This window comes from Streptomonospora sp. PA3 (genome assembly GCF_009728995.1).
Lineage (GTDB): Bacteria > Actinomycetota > Actinomycetes > Streptosporangiales > Streptosporangiaceae > Streptomonospora.
On record NZ_VTZW01000005.1, the window covers coordinates 1 to 6,558 of the forward strand.

The 6,558-nt window shown below is 71.0% G+C and carries 6 protein-coding genes and 2 rRNA genes; 4 read left to right on the forward strand and 4 right to left on the reverse strand.

Translation table 11 applies throughout. From position 1 onward, the window contains the following. A partial coding sequence (sucC, locus tag FZ103_RS03770; RefSeq protein WP_186355772.1) for an ADP-forming succinate--CoA ligase subunit beta occupies window positions 1-1,015 on the reverse strand: 1,015 nt, incomplete at its 3' end. Between the two features lie 364 nt (window positions 1,016-1,379). After that, window positions 1,380-1,802 carry a cobalamin B12-binding domain-containing protein gene (locus FZ103_RS03775; protein WP_155998910.1) on the reverse strand — a complete coding sequence of 141 codons (423 nt, stop codon included), beginning with the start codon at window positions 1,800-1,802 and terminating at the stop codon, window positions 1,380-1,382. Between the two features lie 153 nt (window positions 1,803-1,955). Between FZ103_RS03775 and FZ103_RS03780 the strand changes: the two genes are divergently transcribed. The 4 genes from FZ103_RS03780 to FZ103_RS03795 all read left to right on the forward strand — a co-directional run bounded on the left by FZ103_RS03780 (window position 1,956) and on the right by FZ103_RS03795 (window position 5,592). Next, entirely contained in the window at window positions 1,956-2,267 is a 312-nt protein-coding gene (locus tag FZ103_RS03780; RefSeq protein WP_155998911.1) for a hypothetical protein, read from the forward strand. 171 nt (window positions 2,268-2,438) lie between these two features. After that, on the forward strand, window positions 2,439-3,272 hold the full coding sequence (locus tag FZ103_RS03785; RefSeq protein WP_155998912.1) for a TIGR02452 family protein: 834 nt from the start codon (window positions 2,439-2,441) through the stop codon (window positions 3,270-3,272). Window positions 3,273-3,434: 162 nt separating this feature from the next. Further along, window positions 3,435-5,117, forward strand: coding sequence for a DNA-3-methyladenine glycosylase 2 family protein (locus tag FZ103_RS03790; RefSeq protein WP_155998913.1), 1,683 nt, complete (start codon window positions 3,435-3,437; stop codon window positions 5,115-5,117). Continuing rightward, window positions 5,023-5,592: a methylated-DNA--[protein]-cysteine S-methyltransferase gene (locus FZ103_RS03795; protein ID WP_155998914.1), complete on the forward strand. Its 570-nt coding sequence runs from the start codon at window positions 5,023-5,025 to the stop codon at window positions 5,590-5,592. Before FZ103_RS03790 ends, FZ103_RS03795 begins: the two co-directional genes overlap by 95 nt. 156 nt (window positions 5,593-5,748) lie before the next feature. Here FZ103_RS03795 and rrf read toward each other — a convergent pair. Further along, a 5S ribosomal RNA gene (gene rrf / locus FZ103_RS03800) occupies window positions 5,749-5,866 on the reverse strand. A gap of 156 nt (window positions 5,867-6,022) precedes the next feature. Next, window positions 6,023-6,558: ribosomal RNA gene (locus FZ103_RS03805) — 23S ribosomal RNA — on the reverse strand; the annotation flags it as partial.

The following is a 6,558-nucleotide window of genomic DNA, read 5'->3' on the forward strand; positions in this document are numbered from 1 at the left end:
GCATCTGAAGCGCCTGCACGATGCCGTCGGCCACCGCGTCGCAGGCGGTGATCCCGCCGAAGACGTTGACGAACACGCTCTTGACGTCGGCGTCGCCCAGGATGATCTCCAGCCCGTTGGCCATCACCTCGGCCGAGGCGCCCCCGCCGATGTCCAGGAAGTTGGCCGGGCCCACCCCGCCGTGGGCCTCGCCGGCGTAGGAGACCACGTCCAGGGTGGACATGACCAGCCCGGCACCGTTGCCGATGATGCCGACCTGCCCGTCCAGCTTGACGTAGTTCAACCCCTTCTCCTTGGCCTTGACCTCGAGGGGATCGCCTTCGGCTGCGAAGGCGAGGCTCTCCAGGTCCTGGCGGAAGTCGGCGTTCTCGTCCAGGGTGACCTTGCCGTCGAGGGCCACGACGCGGCCGTCGCCGGTGAGGATCATGGGGTTGACCTCGACCAAGGTGGCGTCGCGGCCGACGAACACGTCCCAGAGCTTGGTGATGACCTCGGCCGCGCCCTGGGCGGCGGCCTCGGGCAGCTTGCCCCGGCCGACGATGTCGGCGGCGACCTCCGGCGTCACCCCCTTGAGGGCGTCGATCGGCACCTGGGCGACGGCGTCGGGGTTGGTCGCGGCGACCTCCTCGATCTCGACGCCGCCCTCGGCCGAGCAGATCGACAGAAAGGTGCGGTTGGCCCGGTCCAGCAGGAAGGAGAAGTAGTACTCCTCGGCGATGTCGCTGGCCTCCTCGATCAGGACCCGGTGCACGGTGTGCCCCTTGATGTCCATCCCGAGGATCTGCTCGGCCTTGGCCTCGGCGTCGGCGGCGTCGTCGGCGACCTTCACGCCGCCGGCCTTACCGCGCCCGCCCGTCTTGACCTGCGCCTTGACGACGACGCGGGACGTGCCCGCCGCCGCGAACTCCTCGGCGATCGCACGAGCCTCTGCGGCCGTGCTCGCCACCTTTCCCTGGGGTACCGGGACCCCGTATTCCGCGAAGAGTTGCTTCGCCTGGTATTCGAACAGGTCCACGAGGGTCCGTCCTTGTTACTCGCTGGCTGCAGTGGTGTGCGGAGGCCGGGTCCGAAAATGCGCGGGAACCGTCGGGGGCTGCACCGCGTTGAAAATGGGCTCGAAACGCCATCCGCAACATGCGGAAGCTTAGCCCTCCCAGTACTCTCCGGAGGACACCGGGGCGCCGGTGACCAGTCAAACCGCGACCGGAAAACGCGGAATGCCCCGTTCACCGCCGGTTGCCCGATGAGAACCGGTGTGAGGATTCACACCGTGATAACACGCCCGTACACGCCGATGTTCCGACACGCCTGCGGTGCCGGGCCGGCACCGCGCGGTCGGCCACGGCCCGCCGAGCAGGGCGGTCCCTGCGATCCGCGTCTCAGCCGCCGGTGCCGGCGTGGATCGGCCGGACGTTGTCGCGGACCCACTCGCTGATCTCCGCGGTGGGGGTGCCCGGCGTGAAGACCTTGGCCACGCCCATCGCCTCCAGCTCCGGAATGTCGGCCTCGGGGATGATCCCGCCGCCGAACACGGTGATGTCGCGGGCGTCGTTCTCGGCCAGCAGCTCCATGACCCGGTTGAAGATCGTCATGTGGGCGCCGGAGAGCACCGACAGCCCGATCGCGTCGGCGTCCTCCTCCAGCGCTGCGCTGACCACCATCTCCGGCGTCTGGCGCAGGCCCGTGTAGATGACCTCGACACCGGCGTCGCGCAGCGCCCGGACGACGACCTTGACCCCGCGGTCGTGGCCGTCCAGTCCGGGTTTGGCGACGACGACCCGCACCGCCGATGACCCGCTCATGTGCGTCCCTCCTGTGCGATTGCGCCGTCCGTGCGGCCACCGGCGCCCCAAGCGCCGTCCGCCCGCCACCGGTGGGCCTGTTAACGAACAGTAACCTACGTCACCCCTGTTGAACGCGCGAGGGCCGGGTAGCCCTCCGGCATGACTGGCGACATGAGCGAAGACACCACCTCGCTGGAGCGACTGGAGACCTCCGAACTGCGCGACCGCGCCGTTTCCCTGGCGCGGCACCGCTGGGACGTCCGCTTCTTCTGGCGGCTGCTGGAACTGCTCCCCGCGGCCGAGGCCGCCGCCGGCAACCTGGAGGCCGGCGAGGCCGGCGTCGCCCAGGCTTCGGGCCTGTTCTACGACGCCTTGGGCGCCGAGGAGGACCCGCGCGTCCAGGAGCAGCTGCGCCCGGTCTTCATCGACTACCTGGCCAGACACGGCGGCAGGGACGGCGGCGAAGGCGGTGAGTCCGCCTGAGGGAAGGGCCCCGGCGAGGCCGTCGCCTCTCGGCGGAAACCCGCTGGAGGGAGCCAAAGGCCGCTCTGCAGCGTCTCACCGCCGTACGCAAGCCTGCGAGCCGCGGACGCCCCCCCGCGTGGGCGAGCACACGCCGGGCGTGCCGAAGCCGCGGAGGGACGGACGGGACGAATGTCGCAACGCATGCGCAGCATCTGGCAGGAGACGCGCGCCGCCTTCGAGCGCGGCTGGTACACCTACGGCGGCGTCCGCGTCGACCTCGCCCGCCACCTCGACGCCATGCGCGCCGGCACGCGGCTCTACCTCCCCGCCGAACTCGACCGCATGCCCGTGCACCGAACTCCCGCCCACCCGGCGCCCGCGTCCGGGCGCGCCGCGACCCGCTTCGAGGTGACCGGGGAGAGCACGCTGCAGGCCGCCCAGCGGTTGGCCGCCGAGGGGCCGGTCGCGGCCCTGAACTTCGCCTCGGCGCGCAACCCCGGCGGCGGCGTCGCCAACGGGGCCCGCGCTCAGGAGGAGAGCCTGGCCCGCGCGAGCGCGCTCTACGACTCGCTCGTGCGCTGCCCGGAGTTCTACGCGTTCCACCGCGAGCAGCGCACCCTGCTCTACAGCGACCGCGTCGTCTACTCGCCGCACACCCCCGTCTTCCGCCGCGACGACGGCTCCTGGCTGCCGGAACCCGCGGTCGTGTCCTTCCTCACCGCGGCCGCCCCCAACCGCCGGATGATCGAGCGCAACCAGCCCGAGGACGCCCCGCGCGTCGCCGGAGCGCTCGCCGCCCGCGCCCGCGCCGTCCTCGCGGTCGCGGCCGAGCGGGAGGAACGCCGACTCGTGCTGGGCGCATGGGGCTGCGGCGTCTTCGGCAACGCACCGGAGCAGGTCGCCGAGGCGTTCGCCGCGCACCTGCGCGGAGAGTTCGCCGACGTGTTCGATCGGGTCGTCTTCGCCGTGATGGACCGCGACCCGGCGGTCCGCGCTCCGTTCGAGAAGAGATTCGCGGTATAGCCGCGGTCTCGGCGCCGCGCCGCCGAGCACGGGCCGCGGTACGGCACCCCGTTCTCCGCCGAGGCTTGCGCGGCGGAGACTCGGCTCACCGTCCGGCCGCCGATCTCCCTGTCCGAAACCCGCTAGCGTGGCCCGGACGGGCCGACGATGATGGGTGGCGTGATGGACGACGATCAGCGCTACCTGGCGGTGCGCAGTCAGGACGCCCGGTTCGACGGCGTCTTCTACGTCGGGGTGACCAGTACCGGCATCTACTGCCGGCCGAGCTGCCCCGCCCTCACGCCGAAACGGGAGAACACGCGGTTCTTCCCGTCCGCGGCGGCGGCCCAGCGCGCCGGATTCCGGGCCTGCAAACGATGCCGCCCCGACGCCTCTCCCGGCTCTCCGGAGTGGAACGTGCGCGCGGACATCGTGGGCCGCTCCATGCGGCTGATCTCCGACGGTGCCGTGGACCGGGAGGGTGTGGCGGGCCTGGCGGCCCGTGTCGGCTACAGCGAACGCCAGCTCAATCGGCTGCTGGTGACCGAGTTGGGCGCCGGCCCGCTGGCTCTGGCGCGCGCGCAGCGGGCGCAGACGGCGCGGGTGCTGATCGAGACCACCGGCCTGCCGATGGGCGACATCGCCTTCGCCGCCGGATTCTCCAGCATCCGCCAGTTCAACGACACGGTGCGGGAGGTGTTCGGCCGCACCCCCTCCCAACTGCGCCGCATCCGCGCCGGCCGCGTGCGCCGCCCCGGCGACGCGCACGCCGGCCCCGCATCGGCGAGCGACACCGACGGGCCGCAGCCGGGACCGGCCGAAACCGGGACGGTGACGCTGCGGCTGCCGCTGCGCCCGCCGATCGACATCGACCACCTCTTCGACTTCCTCGCCGCACGCGCGGTGCCGGGCGTCGAGGAGGTCGCCGGCGGCGTCTACCGGCGGGTGCTCAACCTGCCGCACGGCAGCGGGACCGTGCACATCTCGCGCGGCGAGGCCGACGACCACGTATGGTGCCGGCTCTGCTTGGACCTGCTGAAAGACCTGGGCACAGCGGTCCAGCGCTGCCGCAGGCTGCTCGACCTGGACACCGACCCGCACGCCGTCGCCGAGGTGCTCGGCGCCGACGGCAGCCCGCTGGCCGCGCTCGTGGCCCAACGCCCCGGGCTTCGCGTGCCGGGCCACGCCGACCCGGCCGAGTCGGCGACGCGCGCCGTCGTGGGCCAGCAGATCTCCATCAGTGCGGCCCGCACCGTCGCCGGACGGCTGGTCGAGCGCTTCGGCACCCCGCTCGCGTTTCCCGCCGGGGGACTGACGCACACGTTCCCGCGCCCCGACGTCCTCGCCGGGCTCGCGCCGGAGGACCTGCCGATGCCGGCCGGGCGCGCCGGAGCGCTGATCGCACTGAGCGACGCACTCGCCGCGGGCAAGATCGACCTCGGCCCGGGCGCCGACCGCGACGAGGCCACCGCCCGGCTGCGCGAGCTGCCGGGGATCGGCCCGTGGACGTCGGACTACATCCGCATCCGGGCGCTGGGGGATCCCGACGTCTTCCTCAGCACCGACCTGGGCGTGCGCCGCGCCCTGGAGCGCCTGGGCCACGCGGGCGACCCGCGCTCCGCCGAGCGGACGGCACAGGCGTGGCGGCCCTGGCGCTCCTACGCCACGCACCATCTGTGGGCGTCCGCGACGTCCCCGCCGAGTGCCGGACAGGCGACGGCGGAGCAACGCAACCATGAGGACGGGAACGATGACAGCAGAAGCGAACACGATGCAGGACGCACTGCCCCTGGAACTGGCCGAGCCGGAAGGACTGCGCGCTCCGGTGGAGTTCGCCGAGCCCCGCAGCGGAACGCCGCTGTATGACCTGGTGCCGTCTCCGCTCGGGGAGCTGCTGCTCATCGGCGACGGGGAGGCGCTCACCGGGCTCTACATGGACCCGCACGAGCGGTTCGCACAGCAGGTGGCGACCGAATGGCGCCGGGACCCGGGGGCGCTGCGCGAAGCCGCTGAGCAGCTCGCCGCCTACTTCGCGGGCGAACTGCGGGAGTTCAGCGTCGCGCTGGCTCCTCGCGGCACGGCTTTCCAGCGCACCGTCTGGCAGGCGCTGACGACCATCCCGTACGGGCGCACGGCCACCTACGGCGAGATCGCCGCCGACATCGGCCGGCCGGGCGCTTCTCGCGCAGTGGGAATGGCGAACAACCGCAACCCGATCTCGATCGTGGTGCCGTGCCACCGGGTGATCGGCGCCAACGGCGCGTTGGTCGGCTACGGGGGCGGGATCTCGCGCAAGGAGAGCCTGCTGGGCTTGGAGCGCGGAGCGGCCATCCGGCGGTAGGGATCGGCGGGGGTTCACCGAAGGCGGGAGTCGTCGTCGGCTCCCGCTCGATGAGCTCCAAACACGGAATGTTGCGACCTAAGCACAGAGCGTATGGAAATCGGGCATAAAAGAGGGGGTGGGCCCGCCGAAACGGACCCACCCCCACAAAGAAAATTGCGGCGGCAACCTACTCTCCCACCCCCACCATGGAGGCAGTACCATCGGCGCAAAGAGACTTAACGACCGGGTTCGGAATGGGACCGGGTGTCACCCTCCCGCTATCACCACCGCAACACTCAACCCCGCCCACAACACCACCACACCAGGCAGCACCGCAGGCGGAAAAACCTGTGGACACGACCCGAGCACCCCCAAGCAGGAGCAACAACACCCCCACCCCACCAGGGCACCCCGATCATCACGTGTGCGCGAACACCCAGCATCCGTGGCGGACAAGCCCTCGGCCTATTAGTACCGGTCAGCTCCACCCCTCACAAGGCTTCCACACCCGGCCTATCAACCCAGTCATCACCTGGCAGCCTTACCCCCACCACAGGGCAGGAGACCTCATCTCGAAGCAAGCTTCCCACTTAGATGCTTTCAGCGGTTATCTCTCCCGAACGTAGCCAACCAGCCATGCCCCTGGCGGAACAACTGGCACACCAGCGGTTCGTCCGTCCCGGTCCTCTCGTACTAGGGACAGCCCTCCACAAGTCTCCAACGCGCGCAGCGGATAGGGACCGAACTGTCTCACGACGTTCTAAACCCAGCTCGCGTGCCGCTTTAATGGGCGAACAGCCCAACCCTTGGGACCAACTCCAGCCCCAGGATGCGACGAGCCGACATCGAGGTGCCAAACCATCCCGTCGATACGGACTCTTGGGGAAGATCAGCCTGTTATCCCCGGGGTACCTTTTAGCCGTTGAGCGACGCCGCTTCCACACGCCGGCGCCGGATCACTAGTCCCTGCTTTCGCACCTGCTC

Bases quoted from the DNA above. Each gene is read 5' to 3' on its own strand.
- FZ103_RS03780 (WP_155998911.1), top strand. From the start codon at position 1,956: ATGAGCGAAGACACCACCTCGCTGGAGCGACTGGAGACCTCCGAACTG.
- FZ103_RS03795 (WP_155998914.1), top strand. From the start codon at position 5,023: ATGCAGGACGCACTGCCCCTGGAACTGGCCGAGCCGGAAGGACTGCGC.
- FZ103_RS03785 (WP_155998912.1), top strand. From the start codon at position 2,439: ATGTCGCAACGCATGCGCAGCATCTGGCAGGAGACGCGCGCCGCCTTC.
- FZ103_RS03790 (WP_155998913.1), top strand. From the start codon at position 3,435: ATGGACGACGATCAGCGCTACCTGGCGGTGCGCAGTCAGGACGCCCGG.
- FZ103_RS03775 (WP_155998910.1), bottom strand. From the start codon at position 1,802: ATGAGCGGGTCATCGGCGGTGCGGGTCGTCGTCGCCAAACCCGGACTG.